Annotated in this window: 11 protein-coding genes; all 11 read left to right on the top strand. The window is 68.3% G+C overall.

Features of this window, described 5'->3' with window-relative positions; translation table 11 throughout:
- The first annotated feature begins 193 nt into the window (after nt 1-193).
- From ACR2MZ_RS00495 to ACR2MZ_RS00545, 11 genes are read left to right on the top strand one after another with little or no spacing between them, the layout of a single operon-like run.
- Complete coding sequence (locus tag ACR2MZ_RS00495; protein ID WP_434003114.1) at nt 194-1528, top strand: GumC domain-containing protein; 1335 nt, start codon at nt 194-196, stop codon at nt 1526-1528.
- The gene (locus ACR2MZ_RS00500; protein WP_434003115.1) at nt 1525-2754 is read left to right on the top strand and encodes a DegT/DnrJ/EryC1/StrS family aminotransferase; all 1230 of its coding nucleotides are present in this window, start codon (nt 1525-1527) and stop codon (nt 2752-2754) included. The genes ACR2MZ_RS00495 and ACR2MZ_RS00500 overlap by 4 nt, the downstream gene beginning before the upstream one ends.
- On the top strand, nt 2751-4253 hold the full coding sequence (locus tag ACR2MZ_RS00505; RefSeq protein WP_434003116.1) for a polysaccharide biosynthesis protein: 1503 nt from the start codon (nt 2751-2753) through the stop codon (nt 4251-4253). Before ACR2MZ_RS00500 ends, ACR2MZ_RS00505 begins: the two co-directional genes overlap by 4 nt.
- Nucleotides 4253-5431 carry a glycosyltransferase gene (locus ACR2MZ_RS00510; protein ID WP_434003117.1) on the top strand — a complete coding sequence of 393 codons (1179 nt, stop codon included), beginning with the start codon at nt 4253-4255 and terminating at the stop codon, nt 5429-5431. Before ACR2MZ_RS00505 ends, ACR2MZ_RS00510 begins: the two co-directional genes overlap by 1 nt.
- Nucleotides 5428-7026 (top strand): MBL fold metallo-hydrolase, encoded by a 1599-nt coding sequence (locus ACR2MZ_RS00515; RefSeq protein WP_434003118.1) that lies wholly within the window; start codon nt 5428-5430, stop codon nt 7024-7026. Before ACR2MZ_RS00510 ends, ACR2MZ_RS00515 begins: the two co-directional genes overlap by 4 nt.
- Entirely contained in the window at nt 7026-7190 is a 165-nt protein-coding gene (locus ACR2MZ_RS00520; protein ID WP_434003119.1) for a hypothetical protein, read from the top strand. The genes ACR2MZ_RS00515 and ACR2MZ_RS00520 overlap by 1 nt, the downstream gene beginning before the upstream one ends.
- Nucleotides 7187-8503 carry an O-antigen ligase family protein gene (locus tag ACR2MZ_RS00525; protein WP_434003120.1) on the top strand — a complete coding sequence of 439 codons (1317 nt, stop codon included), beginning with the start codon at nt 7187-7189 and terminating at the stop codon, nt 8501-8503. The genes ACR2MZ_RS00520 and ACR2MZ_RS00525 overlap by 4 nt, the downstream gene beginning before the upstream one ends.
- On the top strand, nt 8500-10509 hold the full coding sequence (locus tag ACR2MZ_RS00530) for a sugar transferase (protein ID WP_434003121.1): 2010 nt from the start codon (nt 8500-8502) through the stop codon (nt 10507-10509). Before ACR2MZ_RS00525 ends, ACR2MZ_RS00530 begins: the two co-directional genes overlap by 4 nt.
- Complete coding sequence (locus tag ACR2MZ_RS00535; protein ID WP_434003122.1) at nt 10509-14219, top strand: fibronectin type III domain-containing protein; 3711 nt, start codon at nt 10509-10511, stop codon at nt 14217-14219. Before ACR2MZ_RS00530 ends, ACR2MZ_RS00535 begins: the two co-directional genes overlap by 1 nt.
- Nucleotides 14216-15583, top strand: coding sequence for an FkbM family methyltransferase (locus tag ACR2MZ_RS00540; protein ID WP_434003123.1), 1368 nt, complete (start codon nt 14216-14218; stop codon nt 15581-15583). The genes ACR2MZ_RS00535 and ACR2MZ_RS00540 overlap by 4 nt, the downstream gene beginning before the upstream one ends.
- Nucleotides 15580-16626 carry a phosphotransferase family protein gene (locus ACR2MZ_RS00545; protein WP_434003124.1) on the top strand — a complete coding sequence of 349 codons (1047 nt, stop codon included), beginning with the start codon at nt 15580-15582 and terminating at the stop codon, nt 16624-16626. Before ACR2MZ_RS00540 ends, ACR2MZ_RS00545 begins: the two co-directional genes overlap by 4 nt.
- Nucleotide 16627: the final 1 nt, after the last annotated feature.

The following is a 16627-nucleotide window of genomic DNA, read 5'->3' on the forward strand; positions in this document are numbered from 1 at the left end:
CTGGGCGGGGTGGGAGGCGACCGGCCTAGCCCTCAGCCAATTCGCGTCACACTTGCCGCCCGGCTGCCAGTCGAAGCCTGAGGCGCGCTGGACCTGGACATGGGCGAATGACCTAGACCCTCAGGGACCGCCCCGCCCGGGCGGCTGGCAATCCCCATTTTCTTCTCCAAGGGGCGGCGGCAAGGTTAAGGTTGTGGAACTTAACGAAGCGGCTAATCGCATTCTGCGCGGCCATCTGAAACTGATTGCGGCGCTCGTGTTGCTCGGCCTAGCGCTGGCCTCTGGCGTCTATTTTGCCGGCGGTGTCAAGTACACGGCCGCGAGTCGCGTCCAACTCGGGACACCCGACCCGCAGGACCCCGCCCAGGCGGTAGCCATCGCGGATACGGCGCGTGCAGTTGTCACCAGCCCCAGTCACGTCCAGTCCGCCATCAACGTGGCCGACGTCAATCGAACAGTGCCCGAAGTCACCAAGGCCATTACTGTCCAGCCCCTCGGCTCGTCCGGCGTGGTGGAGCTCAGCGTCACCGATACCGACCCGAGCGTGGCCGCCACGCTCGCTAATCGGCTGGCGGACGACCTGCTTCTTACCCGCGTGAGCAACAGCCGGGGTGCCGACCAACTGCCCGGCCTGCAAAGGCAGATCGATGCCGATTCCCAAGCGATCGTGGACATCGACACGCGGACGGCGGATCTGAACAACAAACTCGCCTCCCTGAGCGACGTCCCTGCCAGCCCGGCGAACGAGGGTGCCATCGCACTTCAGATCCAGATCGTGACCAACCAGTTGAACGGACTGCAGCAGCAGCGCAGCAGCCTGGTTCAGGAGCTTGGAAACCTGCACACCCAGCGCGACGCGCTGCTCCAGAACAGCGGCGCCCAGTCGCCGGCGGTGATCCAGCAGGCCACCCCGCCGAGTTCGCCGGACCGCACGCAACTGCCTGTCGACTTGGCGCTCGGCGGCCTGCTGGGCCTAGTGGCCGGCGTCGCCCTGGCAACCATCATGGAGGTCCTCCGCCCGACCTTGATCGGCCGTCGGGCTCTGGCCGACCTGCTCGGGGTGCCGGTCATCGGCCATCTCGACGGGGGGTCGCCGGCGGTCTTTACCAGCCTCCCAGCGCCGCTTACACAGCGCCTTCATCTGGCCGCGCAGGCCGCCGGCGTCAGCGTAGTTCGCTTGATCGGGGCGCCGACTACCGACGGGATCCCGACGCTGGCCAAGCGGCTCCAGCGCTCGGTCGCGGCGGCGGACAGTTCGAGTCTGGCCGTCCAGTCCTACGGTGCCTCGGACCCAGCCCCCAACGGAGACTGGTCAGTCGGGCTGGTGGTGCTTGCCCCCGAGGTCCTGAAGAAGGTCGAGCTGCAGCCGCTCATGGACCTGATCCGGCTGTCGCGCTGGCCGGTGCTCGGTGTCATTACATACGGCGCCGCCGGCCTGCCGAGCTCGCCGCGCAACGGGCACCGCCAGGAGACCGAGCTGAGCCCCACCGTCGCCTTGGCCGAGAGCTCACGGACGGTAGAGCGGTGAGCGCGCCGGTCGAGGTTGGGCGCCCGGTCCCCTTGCGGATCCCCTTCTGCCGGACCGAGATCAGTCTCGAGGCACGGGTGGCGGCCCAGCGGATCCTGGCCTCAGGCTGGATCACCTCCGGACCTGAGGTCATCGAGTTCGAGCGTGAGTTCGCGGAACACGTCGGCGCGCGCCACGCCGTGGCTGTGTCCTCCTGCACCGCGGCGATCGAGATCGGCCTGCGATCCTTGCAGTTGCCGCCTGGCAGCCGGGTACTCACTTCGACGGTCACCTTCTGCGGCGCAGTCCACGCGATCACCCGGGCCGGTCTGGTGCCGGTGCTCTGCGACGTCGATCCGGAGACGTTGATGCCTAACGCGGCCACGACGCGGGCGGCGGTTCGCCGCGCCGGGGGGGCCGACGCCATGGTGGCGCTCCACTTCGCGGGCCAGCCGGCCCCCGTCGAGGAGCTGGCAGAGGCGGCCGGGCTACCGCTCAGCCGGGTGGTCGAAGACGCCGCGCATGCGATCGGCACTTGGGCGGGTGCGCGGCCGGTGGGCACGATCTCCGCCGCGACGTGCTTCAGCTTCTACGCGACGAAGAACCTGCCGATCGGTGAGGGCGGCATGCTCACAACCGACCTTCCGGCCGTCGCGGCGGCGGCGCGTGAGCTGCGGCTCCACGGGATGAGCGCAGACGCCTGGCGCCGCTATCTGCCGGGCCGGGCCAGCTGGCGCTACGAGGTCAAAAGCGATGGACTGAAGGCGAACATGACTGACCTTCAGGCGGCGATGGGCCGAGCCCAGCTGCGCCACCTTGGCTCCTGGCAAGCCCGCCGGGCCGAGCTTGCAGCGATCTTCGACGCCGGCCTGGCCGGCGTGCCCGGGATCCGCCTGCCGGCCCGGCCGGCGACGGGCCGCCATGCCTGGCACCTCTACGTTGTGCAGGTCGAACCTGAGTTCGGGCTCGACCGGGACACCCTGATCGAACGCCTCTCAGCACGCGGAATCGACTGCTCGGTGCACTTCATCCCGCTCCATCACCAGCCACACTTTCAGCGGCTGCTCGGTCCGGACCTGGAGAGGGCCTTCCCCGCTGCCGACATTGTCTTCGAACGGATCGTGTCCCTGCCCTTCTTCGCCAGCCTGGGCGATCACGAGGTCGAGCGCGTCTGTTCCGAGATCGCCGGCTTGAGCGAGCAGTCGCGTGCCACGACCGGCGACCTGCATTTGGAGCTGACCCGATGATCGAACCCGTCACCGACCCGGATATCCCACTGCTGACCCGACCCCGCCACCGAGTCCGCCTGCGCACGCTCATCGTGGGCGCCGGTGAGGCGGGCCAGGTTCTCGCCCGGGACCTGCTGAGGAGCCCCGAGCTGGGCCTTGAGCCGCTGGGCTTTCTCGACGACAACGCGTTCGCCGAGGAGGTGGACGGACTGCCGATCGTCGGTACGACCGCCGAGCTGGCGGAAGTCGCCCACCGGCACTCCATCGCGGCCGTCATCATAGCCATCCCGTCGCTCAGCAATGCCGAGATTCGCCGGCTGGCCGAGGCAGCTGCGTCGGCGGCTGTTTCCGTTCGATACCTTCCCTCGTTCGGCGCCGCCATCGAGCGCGACGCTCGCATCTCAGATCTCCGCAGGATGCGGGTGGACAAGCTGCTGGGTCGGGACGAGCTGCATGTGGTCCGCTCCGACTCACGGGAGTTGATTCAGGGCAAGCGAGTCCTTGTCACCGGCGCCGGCGGCTCAATCGGTAGCGAACTCTGCCGCCAAATCAAAGGCTTCGACCCCAGCCGGCTGCTGATGCTCGACCATGACGAGTCGAACCTGCACAGGATGCTCATGGAGCTGACCGGCAAGGCGCTGCTTGACAACCCCGAGCTCATCATCGCCGACATCCGTGACCGCGATCGCATCCGACAGCTGTTCAGGCACTGGCGACCGGAGGTCGTCTTTCACGCGGCGGCCCACAAGCACCTGCCGCTGCTTGAGCTGCACCCGTGTGAGGGCGTCAAGTCTAATGTGCTGGGCACCCGCTGGCTGGTGGACGCTGCGCGCGAGTTCGGCACTGAGCGCTTCATCCTGATCTCCACCGACAAGGCGGCCGACCCCACATCAGTGTTAGGGGCGACCAAGCGCCTGGCCGAGATGATCGTCGAGATGAATGCACGCCCCCCGACCAAGTTCGCCTCCGTGCGCTTCGGCAATGTTCTGGGCAGCCGCGGCTCCTTTCTCAACGTTCTCACCGACCAGCTCCAGAACGGCGAGCCGATCACCGTGACGCACTCCGACATGACACGGTTTTTCATGACCGTCGAGGAAGCTGTGGGACTGGTGATCGAGGCGGCCGGGCTCGCCAACGCGGGCGAGACATTCGTGCTCGACATGGGCAAGCCGGTCAAGATCCTCGACCTGGTCCACAACACGGCTGCCCTGATGCACGTCGTCGAGGATGACTTGGACATAGTCTTCACCGGGCTGCGGCCTGGTGAGAAGCTCGACGAGACGCTCTTCAGCGAGACCGAGCAGCACGTGACAACACTTCATCCGCGGATCTGGGCCACGGTTCGCAGGGCACCGGACGCCGAGCTGGGCACCTACTTAGACCGGCTTTGCGAAGTTGCCCAGCGCAACCGCATGCACGAGGTGAGGAAGATTCTGGCCGAGCGGTTCCCCGAAGTGGGCCGCCCGATGTCGACGACCACTGATTCGATGGCCGCCTACTACCCAGATGACTTCTGATGATCCACGTCGCGCAGATCGTCACCCGGTTCATCGCGGGTGCCGGAGGCGTCGCCCTGCGGGGCGCCCAGGCACTGGACCCCCACTGCTACCGGGTCAGCATCCTGGCAGCTGACGGCGGCCCGCTGCTGGCCGAGGCTGAGCGCTCCGGCTTCGAAGTGGTGCGCCTACGGCACCTGCGGCCGGAGGTCAATCCCCGCGAGGACCTCCGCTGCCTGCACGAGCTAACCCACGAGCTGGCCACGCTGCGGCCGGACGTCGTCCACACCCACAGCGCCAAGGCCGGTGCACTGGGCCGGATGGCGGCGCGGCGGGCGGGCGTGCGCGCCACCGTCCACACCTTTCACGGCTTCCCCTTCCACGACTTCCAGATGCCGATCATGCGCCGAACCTACATTGAGATCGAGCGCCGTCTCGGCCGCCACACCGACCGCTTCCTGGCCGTGGGAGCCAATGTGGCGGCCGACGCCGTTCGACTGGGGATCGCTTCCCCCGAGCGGCTGCGGGTGATCGCGCCCGCCATCGACACCAGCAGTATCGTCGCCGCCAACCCTTCGTCACGCGCGGAGGCGCGCCGGCGCCTGGGCGTCCGGCCAGACGCGCCGGTGGTGGGTACGGTGGGCAGGCTTGCCGGCCAGAAGGCGCCCGAGCACATGCTCGACGCCTTCCAGAGGCTCGGCCGGACCGACGCCAGATTCGTCTGGATCGGCGGCGGCCCTCTGGAGCGACGCATGCGCGAGCTGGCCGGCCGCCGCGGGCTGCAGAATCGCTTCCTCTTTCTGGGTGAGCGCCGCGACGTCGGCTACCTGCTCCCGGGACTCGACGTCTTCGCGATGTCCAGCCTCTACGAGGGCCTGCCGTGCTCGATCGCCGAGGCGATGACCGCTGGCGTGCCGGTGGTGGCGACAGCCGTCAACGCGGTTCCCGAGCTGGTAGTTCCCGGCAGAACCGGCATCCTGGTTCCCGCCGGCGCCCCGGCCCTGCTCGCGCGAGCTATCGGGCACCTCCTGGACCACCCGGAGGAACGCACCCGGTTGGCGGCGGGGGCTCGGACCCAGGTCCACGATCGCTTCGACCCGGCTCAGCTCGGCAGCGACCTGGCCGAAACCTATTCCCAGCTGCTCGAGGAGCACCGTGACGCTCCAGCGGTTCGGCTCAGTGAGGTTACTACCGCATGAACGACTCGATGCAGATCACGTACCTCGGCCACGCCGGCTTGCGCGTGGACGGGCCCGACGTGAGCATTTTGATGGACGGCTGGCTCTCTCCTCGAGGCGCCTTCCTCGCCGCCTGGTATCAGTTCCCGAGCAACGCTCACCTGGACCACCGTGGGCTGCTCGACGTCGAGTACGTGACAGTCTCCCACGAACATCTGGACCACCTCGACGAGTCAGTGCTCGGGCGCCTGCCCGACCGGACTGTCGTTCTGACCCCCAAGTATCCCTCGGACAACGTGGCCGAACGGCTGCGTCGGGCGGGCGTGAAGCGCTTGATCGAGGTCCCCGCCTGGGAGCGCTTCCAGCTGACAGAGCGGGGCGACTGGCTGACCTTCATCACGGAGCAGTCGCCGATGTGCCACGACGCTGCCGTGCTGGTCTCTCTGGGCGGCGCCTCGCTGCTGCACTGCAACGACGCCCGGCTGACCGTCGGCCAGGCCCGGCGGGCGGCCCATGAGTGCGGCGGCCGGATCGACGTCATGCCGCTCCAGATGTCCGGGGCGTCCTGGCACCCGATCTGCTACGAGTACCCGGCCGAGGAGATGGCGCAGATCTCGGCCATGAAGCGGAATGGCAAGTTCAAGGCGGTCGGCCAGCTCGTCCGCATGGTCAAGCCGGAGCTAGTTGTGCCCTTCGCCGGCCCAATGTGCTTCCTGGACCCGGAGCTGCAGCACCATAACCGCTGGATTCGCTCCCCAGGCATCTTCCCCGACATGCAGCAAGCGGCCGACTTCCTGAGCACCCGTCTGCCCAACCAGACTGTTCAGCAATGGATGCCCGGCGACAGGTACGACCCGCTGGCCAAGGAGCTTCTGCGCGACCCGCAGTGGGCGGACTTTCGGTTCGACGACGCCGATTCCTACATCGATTCCTATGCCGAGGCCCGCCTGCCGGAGATCGAGGCCTTTCGGGCCGCCCACCCGACCCCCGGGCCCGAGCTGGCGGACAAGTTCGTTGAGCACTTTCGCCGGCTCGGCGAACTCAGTCCCTACTTTCTGGAGCGGATCGACATGACAGTCCGCTTCGAGCTGGTGGGCGAGATGGAGGGTCGTTGGGATGTCCACCTGCGGCCCCCCGGCGTCAAGGTGGACCTCGGTGGCGGTACGGCCGACGTCGGCTATCGTTTCCGGCTTGATCCCCGCTGGTTGGCCCCGGTCATGGACGGCAAGATTGCTTGGGAAGACTTCTTCCTCTCCCTCCGCTTTCAGGCCTGGCGCGACCCCGACATCTACAACGACTACCTGATCGGCCTGCTCAAGCACGCCGACGAGCAGGCCCTGTCGGCTGTCGAGAAGTATGAGCTGGGCCGGGCCAACGACGAGAAGATAGTCGTCAGTTCCGAGCACGGCAACTACGAAATCGCACGTTACTGCCCCCACGCGGGCGAGGATCTCGCCATCGGCAGCACGGTGGTGGACGGCGTCATTCGCTGCCTCGGCCACAACCTGGAGTTCGACCTGAAGACGGGAAGTTGCCTCAACGCCCGCTGCGACCCACTCTTCACACGGCCTCTGGCCGAACTGCAGACAGCCGGCCGGACGGCGCGGATCGAGTAGTGCGCTCTGAGGCCGCCGGCGACAGCTTCGAGGCGCGCCTGCGCGCGGTCCGCCGCCGGCGGCGTGCCGCGCTGGTGCGGACCTGGCTGGGCACCGCACTGTGGGCCGGTTTGGCCGGCGGCATGGTGCTGTTGGTTTCGGCGATGGTCGGGCTGCGGCTGTGATCAGCGCGCTCCGGGTCGGGTCTGGCAGCGAGCCGGCGGCCGAGCTGCTTGCTGCCCGGCACCAGCGCACCGCCTCAGTGCCCCGCGTGGTGCTGCTGTCGGCCCAGGCGGCGGTGATCCTGCTGCCGATGATCCGGCCGACAGGACCCGGCAACTCCTCGCCGGTGGATCTGGCGATCGCCGCCGCTATCGCGACCTTCCTGCTCTGGGCAGGCTGGTCGGGGATCAAGCTGCGCGCGCCCTACTGGGGGGCCTGGTCCCTACTGATCGCCGGAGGCGTGGTCGGGGCGCTGGCGGGTGGCCGCCCGGGTCCTGCGCTGCTCGACGTCGCCCAGGACCTGGTGCTGATGCTCTGGGTGCTGGCGCTGGTCAACATCTGCCGCTATCCCGATGCGTTCCGGGTAGTGATCAGGACCTGGGCAGTGGCGGCGCCGGTCTGGGCCGGGGTGTTGGTAGTCGCCTACTTCGGCCACATCGACGCCGTCTCCGGTGTCACCGCTCGCCTCGGGGTCCGCGCCGGCATGCTCTTCGCCGACCCGAACATGGCTGCCAACTACTGGTCCATGTCGGCCATGGTGGTGGCCGCCACCAAGTACCCGGCGCGCCGGTCGCTGCGGGTGCTCGCCTACATCGCCTTGGCACTCAGCATCGTGTTCAGCGGCTCGAACGGGGGCGCCTTCTACCTGGCGCTGGCCACTTTCATTGTCATCATCGGCTGGGGTTACCGGCGCTTTGGCATGCAGGGTGCCATCGGGCTGGCGTGCGCGGGCATTCTCATGGGCGGTGCCGCGCTCAACCTGGTCCAGCCACAGAAGATCCAGGCGTGGGCCGTAGCCTCCAATGTGCCTCTTCTACGCGATTCCTTCGGCCGGGCCGACCAGAGCCTGGGCCAGCGCACCCAGCTCGTGAACGAGACCCTGGCCCTCCTCGATCAGGGCGGGCTTTGGGGGCTGGGACCGAACACCACCATCGACAACCTGCGGGGGCGGCAGCAGGCCAACTTCGTCCACGAGGCTCACGACGACTACATCGAGGCGCTGGTCGAGCGCGGCGTGATCGGCTTCGCCGGCATCTTCCTGCTGGTCGGCTCGGTGGTGGTTCGGGCGCGCGCAGTCTCTGCTCGGGAACTGGCGCCAGGCTATTCGGAGGCGCTGCCCAACCGGGTGCCCCTGATCGCCGCCCTGCTTGGCTTTGCCGCCTCGGCCACGTTCTATCAGGTCCTCCACTTCAGGCATGGCTGGGCGCTGCTCGGGCTGCTGGCCGCGCTCCACCTGTGGGGCTATCGGCCTGCCGGCGAGGTGGCGCGCAGGTGAGCCTGGTCTCGCGGGTCATCGGGCGCTGCTGGCACCTTCGCCGGAGCCCATTCGTCGGCAACCTGGTCGCGCTCGGCGGGTCGCTGGCCAGCGTTGCGGTGGCGAGCCTGCTGGTCGCCCGAGTGGGAGGTCCCTACGCCGTCGGCCAATACGCCCTGCTGCGGATACTGCCGTGGCTGGTGGCGATCATCGTATCGAGCGGCCTGCCCTACGCCATCTCCTACTTTCTTGCCGGACCGACCCGGGGCGATCGCCGGGTCCCGTCGACCATCCTGGCCATGACCCTGCTCGCCTCAGTGACCGCGATGGCGGTCTGGGCGGGGGCTTCGCCGCTGCTCCGTCCTCTGTTTTTCAGAGACCTCAGCACAGTGCTGGTCGCCTGGGCAGGGCTGAAGGTGGGCAGCCGGCTGGTCGTCATCACCGCCAAGGCGGCGTCTCAGGGCAGTGACGATCTCGCCGGCAGCAACGTCGGCATCCTCCTTGAGGAGCTGTCGTTTCTGCCGATCTACCTGGTGCTCACCATGCTGCATGGAGGCTACGGAGCGATCATCGGCTCGCTCGTGCTGGCCGATGTCTTCACCGGCGCAGTGGTCTGGCTGCGCCTCGCCCGGCGTGGCTTCTTCCGCGGCTTGGGCCGGCCGTCCCTCGAGCTGGGGCGCCGGATCGCAGCATTCGGGTTCCGCAGCCAGATTGGGAACATGATGACGCTGCTCAACCTCCGGCTGGACTTCGTGCTGGTGGACATCCTGGTCGGGACAGCGGCGCTCGGTACCTACTCAATCGCCTCCAAGTACGCCGAGCTGGTCCGGCTGCCGCCGATCGCCGCCAACTGGGTGCTCTACCCGCGTTTTGCCAAGGACGACCCAGCCAAGGCAGTCCATCGCGCCAAGCGGATGATCCTCCGCCTCGGGCTGCTGACCGCGTTCAGCTGCCTGCCGCTGCTTCCGGCCTCAGGCCTGATCATCCCAAGGCTCTACGGGCACTCCTTCGAGGGCGCCATTCTGCCTGCGCAGATCCTCTTCCTCGGCCTGATGGGCGAGGGCGTTGGGGCGGTGATCAACGCCTTTCTCTACGGCCGTGGCAGACCTGGCCTGGCCTCGATCGCCTCCGGCAGCGCCCTGGTTGTGACGCTCGTGCTAGATCTCCTGCTGATCCCGCGGCTGGGCTCGGTGGGGGCGGCGATCACATCCAGCATTGCCTACCTGACCACTGACGCCCTGCTGGTCGCCTTCTTCCTGCTGATGAGCCGGCCGGGCCGACTGCTGCCGAAGCTCGCGCCGATCTTTCCCGACCTGCCAGCCCTGCCGCCCAGCCGGGTGCGACGGGCTGTCGACATAGCCGTCGCGGCGGCCGTACTGCTGGTCAGCTGGCCGCTGCTACTGCTCCTGGCCCTGGCAGTCCGGATCAGCGCGGGCGGCAGCGCCATCTTCAAACAGGAACGGGTGGGCGAAGGCGGTGTGCCGTTCATCTGTTACAAGTTTCGCAGCATGCGGCCGGTGGTGGGCGGCCCGGGCGTCACCGCTGCCGGGGATCCCCGGATCACCCGGCTGGGCCGGATCCTGCGCGCGACCAGCCTGGACGAGCTCCCTCAGCTGCTGAACGTGCTCCAGGGCGACATGACCCTGGTCGGTCCCCGGCCGGAGAGCATCGAGTTGGCCAGGCGCTACCCGCGCGGGCTGCGGGAGATCTTCGCCTACCGTCCCGGGCTGACCGGTCTGACTCAGGTCCACATGCGCGAGAACCTGCCGCCCGGCCTGCAGGACGTGGAGCGGCACTACCTGGAGGAGATGGTTCCATGGCGTGTGGCAATGGACCTTGAGTACCTGGATGACCCCTCGCTCGGCCGCACGATCGGCGTGATGGCGGAGACTGTCGACCACGTTATCGAGCATGGACGAGTCCGGCTGCGCCACGAGCGTGACCAGTTTCGGGACGGAGCGGAGCCAGTGAACGGGCAGCGAAGCGCTGCCGTCTCGGGCGGCAGCCAAGGGAGGGCAACACGGTGATGATGGAATGGATTGCTCGGCGGCAGAACAAGCTGCGATCTGCGACGCTGGCCGCCGCGCTGGCGCTGGCGGGCGGGCTGCTGACTGGCGTAGGCGCCCAGGGGGCGGGTTCGACCCTTTACGTCAACATCGGCAGTGCCAGCTGCAGCGACTCGGGCTCTGGCACCCAGGCCCAACCTTTCTGCCACATCCAAGCGGCGGCAACCCAGGCGACCGCGGGGCAGACCGTCAGCGTGACCGCCGGGACTTACAACGAGGACGTGTCGCCAGCGGCGTCGGGCACTTCCAGTGCCCCGATCACGTACACAGCGGCGGCCGGCGTCAAGGTGACCGGGGGCATCGAGGGCTTCGCGCTCTCCAGCCGCAGCTGGATCACCATCCACGGATTTACGGTGACCACCACCACCGGCCCCGGAATCTACACCAATGGCGGCTCCAATCTGACCATTGATGGCAACCATGTGACCAAGGCCGGCTCCCCCAACCCAGGCCAGACTGCGGCCGGCATCCAGCTCGTCGGCACCACCAACTCGCTGATCTCCAACAACCTCACCGACTACAACACCGATCCCGGCATCTACCTCAGCACCGGCTCGACAGGTAACGACGTCAACCACAACGTTTCTGCCTTCAACGCCGAGCAGTGGCAGCGCAACGCGCAGGGCATCAACGACATCGCGAGCGGCAACACCATCCGCTTCAACCTCACTCACGACAATGAGGACTCCGGGATCCAGATGTACCCGGGCGGTGACAACACGCTGGTCACCGCCAACGTCTCCTACAACAACGGCGACCACGGGATCGATGACCTCGACGTGACCGGCGGCCGGGTAATCGGTAACACCGTCTACCACAACTGCACCTCAGGCATCAACGTCGAGGGGACTTCGGGCAGCTACCTGGTCGAGAACAACATATCTGTCGACAACGCCGTCTATCCCGCCTACAAGGGAATCGCCTGCTCCCGGCGGGCGGGGAACATCGGCATCTACGACTCCGCACCTGCCTCGACCATCGCCGACTACAACCTGGTCTGGCTGACTGCGGGCAGCCCGATGTACGTCTGGAACGACACGAGCTACGACTCCACTGCTTCGTTGAATTCCGCCACCGGGCAGGAGGCCCACGGACTGACGGCGCCACCCGGCTTCGTCAGCTCGGCGGGGTACAACCTGCACTTGGTCGAGGGCTCGCCGGCCATCGACTCGGCCAACTCCGGCGCCAGTGGCGAGCAGACGCGCGACTTGGACGGCAAGCCGCGGATCGACGACCCCACCGTGCCCAACAGCGGGGCCGGTCCGCGCACCTATGACGACCGCGGGGCCTACGAGTTCCAGCCGGCGACCGACACCCAGGCGCCGACCGTGCCGCAGAACGTGCGCGCGGTGGCGAACAGCGGTACCTCGGTCACGGTCAGCTGGTCGGCCTCCACCGACAACGTCGGCGTGGCCGGCTACGACGTCTACCGTGGCGGCAGCAAGGTGGGCCAGGTAGGCGCTTCTTTTCTCAGCTACACCGACACCACCGTCCAGCCGAACACCGCTTACAGCTACACCGTCGACGCCTTCGACGCGGCCGGCAATCACTCCGCACAATCGGCGGCCGCGTCGGTCACGACCCCTGGTGGCAGCGATACGCAGCCGCCGACGGTGCCTCAGAACGTGACAGCCAATGCCACCTCGCCGACCACGGTGACTGTGGCCTGGTCGGCCTCCACCGACAACGTCGGGGTGACCGGTTACGATGTCTACCGCGGCGGGACCAAGGTCGGCCAGGTCAACGGCTCAACGCTGACCTACACAGACCCCACAGTCCAGCCGAGCACCACCTACAGCTACACAGTCGACGCCTTCGACGCGGCTGGCAACCACTCCGCCCAGTCGAGCGCGGCCAGCGTCACGACCCCGGCGCCGGCCAATCTGAGGTTCGATCAGGCCGGGTCGGTGGCGACTCCCAACACCGCGACGTCGACCACCATCGCATTCACCTCCCCGGTCGCATCTGGTGACCTGCTGGTGGGCTGGTTCGCGCAGTACAGCGCCGCGGGCCAAGTGCGGGTTTCCGACTCTGTCAACGGCGTCTGGACCCGTGCCCCAGGCAACCTCGACTTCGGCGGCAGCGGGGACATCGCTCTCTACTACCTCGCCGGCTCCAAGGCCGCGCCCGGCGGCCTGACCATCACCGTGAGCGCCGCCACCGGCACGTTCCTGCAAGCGGCGGCCGCTGACTACTCCGGGGCGGGTGCGCTGGACCGGATCTCGATGGCCAGCGGCAACAGCACCCAGGCCAGCTCCGGCAGCACGGCCGCCGTGCCAGCTGGCGAACTCGTCTTCGCTGGCCTCCAGACCGGGGCCTCGCCGGGCAGCGCCACCGCCGGCAACGGCTTTACGCTGCGCACGATCACCGGTTCCGCCGAGGCAGCTGCCGAGGATCTGTTCCCAAGCGCTGCGGGCGCTCAAACCGGCATCTTCAACCTGCCCAGCCCGGCCGACTGGTACGCCGTCGTAGCGACCTTCAAGGGCTCCGGCTCGGCCGACACCCAGCCGCCTACGGCTCCGACCAACGTGCGGGCGACTGCCGCCAGCCCAACCTCGGCCACGGTGACCTGGTCGGCCTCAACAGATAACGTTGGTGTGACCGGCTACGACGTCTACCGGGGCGGGGCCAAGGTCGCGCAGGTGGCCGGCTCCACGCTGACCTACGGGGACACCGGACTGCAGCCCAATACCACTTACAGCTACACGGTGGACGCCTTCGACGCCGCCGGCAACCACTCGGCGCAGTCGGCGGCCGCCACGGTGACCACCCCGGCCGGCTCCGACACGCAGCCGCCGACGGTGCCCCAGAACGTCACCGCGACGGCGAGCTCACCGACCTCGGTGACGGTCGGCTGGTCGGCCTCGACAGATAACGTTGGTGTGACTGGCTACGACGTCTACCGGGGCGGGGCCAAGGTCGCGCAGGTGGCCGGCTCCACGCTGACCTACACCGACACCGGACTGCAGCCCAACACCACTTACAGCTACACGGTGGACGCCTTCGACGCCGCCGGCAACCACTCGGCGCAGTCGGCGGCCGCCACGGTGACCACCCCGGCCGGCGGGACCCATCGCTTCGTACAAGCAGGCTCGGTGGCTACACCCAACACATCGACGACTGCCACGATCGGCTTCGGCCGCCCAGTTGCCGCTGGCGACCTGCTGGTGGGCTGGTTCGCTCAGTACGATGCGGCCGGCCAGGTCAGGGTGAGTGACAACATCAACGGCGCCTGGACCCGCGCCCCCGGGAACCTGACCTTCGGCGGCAGCGGCGACATCGCGCTCTATTACCTGCCCAATTCCAAGGCGGCAGCCACGCTGACCATCACCGTCTCCGCCGGCAGCGGCACCTTCCTGCAGGCGGCCGCGGCCGAGTACTCGGGGGTTAGGACCCTGGACCAGATCCACATGCAGAGCGGCGTCAGCGCCACCGCCAGTTCGGGCGCCACCGGCTCGGTGCCAGCGGGCGAGGTCGTCTTCGCCGGTTTGCAGACCGGCGCTTCGCCCGGCAGCGTCGGCGCGGGCCCCGGCTACACACTGCGGACCGTGACCGGCGGGGCGGAGGCTGCGGCCGAGGATCAGCTCGCCGGCCCGGCCGGCCCCCAAACGGGGACCTTCAACCTGCCAAGCTCATGCGACTGGTACGCGGTGGTGGCGACTTTCAAGTGAAGTCAGCAGAGATGGCACTGCCGGCCGTACGGGTCGTCCGAGTGGTGCCCGGGTCAGTGGAAGCGGCCCACCTCGAGGACGCGACAGCCCTCCGCAAGCACGCCGGCGAGGCCTCCTACTACGTCACCCGATGGCTGCAGATGATGCGCTCCGGATTCAGCAACTGGATCTGGCCTTCGCTGCTGCTGACGGTCGCCTGGCTACTGCGGCCGGCGCCCTGGCCGTTGTCGCGGTTCTGGGATCTCCGCGTCACCCTGCGCAGCCGGGAGGGCTTCCGGCTGCTCGCCCGGCTGAAGGACGTGCCGGGGCCGGCCGACGTCTTCGGACTCGGGGAGTACGACTTCAGCGTGATCGACTTCGACCACGTCCAGACGGTGGTCGACGTCGGCGCCCACGTCGGCGGCTTCAGCCTCTGGGTCGCCGGTAGAGCCAACTGCCGTGTCTACTCGGTCGAGCCCAACCCGGAGACTTTTGCCCTGCTCGGCGAGAATGTGGCCAACGCCAACCTGGGCGGGCGGGTCACGCTTCAGCGGGCAGCACTGGCGGGCGAGCCCGGTGAAAGAACCCTGCACACGGACCGCTACTCCACCGATGCCGGCATCGTCGGCGGCCGGCGCACCGGGGCCGACTTCTCAGTCGAGGCTGTAACGCTCGAGCAGGTCGTCGAAGCCTCTGGGTTCGACTGGATCGACCTACTTAAGGTCGACGTAGAGGGGGCTGAGCACGAGCTGCACGACTCGGTCTGGACGCGCTCGCTCGAGCGGGTCGGCGTCCTGATCGTCGAATGGCATGGGTTGGTCGCGGGGGACCACGAGCGCCTCGTGCGCACTCTGCGCGGAGGCGGCTTCCGGGTCGCCGTCGAGCTCCGGAGCACAGACGTGCTGCTGGTCGCCTGGCGGCCTGTCTCGCCCGCCGGAGCCGCAGACGACATCGTGCCCGGCCACCCAGAGCAATGGCGGCTGCTGTCGCCACCCGGGACCGTGCGCGTGCGGGTCCCCGTCTCGCGGGCCGCCCGCCGTCGGCTGTCGGTGCAGGTCAAGGCGCTGCCGCGGGGAACGCCGGTGGCGCTCTACGACCGGGTCATCGGCTCCCGCGGCCGCTGCGACGGCTTCGCCCTGGCCGCGGGGATTCGGCTGGACAAGCACCTGCTGGCGGCGCCTTCCCTGTTTGCTCCGGCCTACTACATCGAGGACCATCCGATCCCCATCGCCTATTTCTGCCGGGAGCTGTTCGTCATGCATCGCGGCCATCCCAGCGTCACCGCGACAGTGGGTGGCCTGCTCTGGCTGGCGCAGCGCTTGTCACCCTGGCGGCTGCTGGGGGCCGTCGCTCCAGTGCGCCTGGCGATCGGGAGGCGCGCTTGAGTACGCCTGTGATCCAACTGGCCAAGCCGGTCGTGAGCGACCTTTCGCTGCTCATGGCCGGCGCCGAGGACCTGGACGACCTGATCGACGTGCCCGGCATGCACTCGATAGTGGTGGGGATCTCCAAGGATCCCAACGCGAAGATAGTGGTGCTGCTGATCCCCAACGGTGACCGCGTACCGGCCTACGTGGTCAAGGTGCCGACGACAGACATCGCGGCGGCGAGCGTCGAGTCGGAGATCCACACTCTGAGCGCGCTCGAGCGTTTGCTTCCCGGCTGGGTGGGGCGCCAGGTGCCGCGGGTAGAGGCCGTGCTCCACTTCAAGGGTCGCCCGGCGCTGGTGATGACGGCTCTGGCCGGCACGCCGATGACCACCGGCTACCACCGCTGGCGACACACCGCCCGGCCCGGTCGGGTGGCGGCCGACTTCGAGATGGCTGGCAACTGGCTGGCGGCCCTGCAGGCGGCGACCGCCGGCCCACGCCGCCCGGTCGAGCTGTGTTCGGGGCTAGCCGACACGCTGCGGTCGCGCTTCGCCGGCGACACCTGGCTGCCGCCCGCACTGGAGATCATGGGCGAGGCACGCCGCAGGCTGGCCACCACCGCGGCGCCTCGAACGGCAGTTCATGGCGATTTCTGGGCGGGCAACATCCTGGTCGACGGAAACGAGCTGAGCGGCGTCGTCGACTGGGAAGCGGGCTCTATCTCCGGCGAGCCGATGCGCGACCTGGTCCGCTTCGCGCTAAGCTACGCTCTCTATCTCGACCGCCACGTGCTGAGCGGGGTGCGCGTCCCGGGCCACAACGGCCTCAGGGTGGGAAGCTGGGGAGCGGGGATTGAATACGCGGTCTCCGCCCAGGGCTGGTTCCCGGACCTCTTTCGACGGTTCCTCCAGGGCGGCATGGCCCGGCTGGGGGCCGACCCCCGGTTCTGGCGCGAAGCCGTCCTGGTCGGAATCTCGGAAGTGGCCGCCGTGGCCGACCATATCGAGTTCGCTCGCCGGCACCTCCACCTGCTGGCCAAGTTCAGTGAAGCCGGTTAGC

It is taken from the genome of Candidatus Dormiibacter sp. (assembly GCF_050999135.1).
In the GTDB taxonomy this organism is placed as follows: Bacteria; Chloroflexota; Dormibacteria; order Dormibacterales; family Dormibacteraceae; genus Dormiibacter; species Dormiibacter spiritus.

Bases quoted from the DNA above. Each gene is read 5' to 3' on its own strand.
- ACR2MZ_RS00505 (WP_434003116.1), top strand. From the start codon at position 2,751: ATGATCGAACCCGTCACCGACCCGGATATCCCACTGCTGACCCGACCC.
- ACR2MZ_RS00510 (WP_434003117.1), top strand. From the start codon at position 4,253: ATGATCCACGTCGCGCAGATCGTCACCCGGTTCATCGCGGGTGCCGGA.
- ACR2MZ_RS00515 (WP_434003118.1), top strand. From the start codon at position 5,428: ATGAACGACTCGATGCAGATCACGTACCTCGGCCACGCCGGCTTGCGC.
- ACR2MZ_RS00535 (WP_434003122.1), top strand. From the start codon at position 10,509: ATGATGGAATGGATTGCTCGGCGGCAGAACAAGCTGCGATCTGCGACG.